The organism is Clostridium sp. DL1XJH146 (genome assembly GCF_054819755.1).
In genome coordinates this window covers 1-337 of sequence record NZ_JBTVVN010000119.1, presented here as the reverse complement: position 1 = coordinate 337, position 337 = coordinate 1, and the positions used below count along the sequence as shown (strand labels likewise).

At 28.2% G+C, this 337-nt stretch carries 1 protein-coding gene; it reads right to left on the bottom strand.

What is annotated here, in order from left to right; genetic code table 11:
* Positions 1–76 precede the first annotated feature (76 nt).
* The coding region (locus ACVHXK_RS18750; RefSeq protein ID WP_461207930.1) for a YitT family protein at positions 77–337 on the bottom strand (261 nt) is incomplete at its 5' end.

Below are 337 nucleotides of genomic sequence, written 5' to 3'. Positions count from 1 at the left end.
TTTTTAAAATTAAAATACCAGTTATAAACTAGTAGATTAATTTCTACTAGTTTTATTTTTTACTAAAAATTATTAATCATTGTCTTGAGGAAGCCATGCCTTCTTGAATTGCATCTATTGTTTTTGCTCTTGTAAAACTCATAATTACACAATACAAAACATAATTTACGCCCATTGCTAGGGCAACGATAATATAGACTATAATGTCTTGAAATAGAAGTATTTTTGTAAGTTCTAAGTTAGGGAATTTATTTTTTATTATTTTTGCTAAAATAGTAAGGCCACCAGCGCTAGAACCTGACATGAAAAGTAAGGACATAGCTATTCCTGATACTAC